1 protein-coding gene is annotated in these 665 nt (G+C 71.6%); it reads left to right on the top strand.

The annotated features are described in order from the left end of the window. Positions 1-665: Ig-like domain-containing protein (locus tag H0B54_RS29375; RefSeq protein ID WP_246472991.1), on the top strand; the 665-nt coding region annotated here is incomplete at both ends.

The raw sequence follows: 665 nt of genomic DNA, 5'->3' as shown, positions 1-665 counted from the left end.
GCCGAGGCTGGGGTGGTTGTGCTGTACGAGGGCAGCACCGCCCTGGGCACGGTGACCGCTGCGGCGGCGGGCGCCTGGAGCATCACGGCGGCCTCGCTGAGCGACGGTGCGCACACGCTGACGGCCACGATGACCGACGCCGCGGGCAACACCTCGGCCGCCTCCACCGCGCTGACCGTCACCATCGACACCAGCGCTTCGTCGCCGACCGGGCTGGCATTGGTGGCGTCGTCGAACAGCGGCTCGACCGCCGACACGCTGACGAACGTGACGGTACCGGTGATCACGGGCAGCGTCGCCGAGGCTGGGGTGGTTGTGCTGTATGAGGGCAGCACCGCGCTGGGCACGGTGACCGCTGCGGCGGCGGGCGCCTGGAGCATCACGGCGGCCTCGCTGAGCGACGGTGCGCACACGCTGACGGCCACGGTGACCGATGCGACGGGCAACACCTCGGCCGCCTCCACCGCCCTGACCGTCACCATCGACACCGGGGCTAGCGCTCCGAGCAACCTTGCTCTGACCACGGCATCGAACAGCGGCTCGACCACCGACACGCTGACCAGTGTCACAACTCCCGTCATCACGGGCAGCGTCGCCGAGGCTGGGGTGGTTGTGCTGTACGAGGGCAGCACCGCCCTGGGCACGGTGACCGCTGCGGCGGCGGG

The sequence above is a fragment of the Azospirillum tabaci genome, from assembly GCF_014596085.1.
In the GTDB taxonomy this organism is placed as follows: domain Bacteria; phylum Pseudomonadota; class Alphaproteobacteria; order Azospirillales; family Azospirillaceae; genus Azospirillum; species Azospirillum tabaci.
The sequence above is the reverse complement of the archived record's forward strand: the minus strand, read 5'-3'. Positions and strand labels throughout refer to the sequence as shown.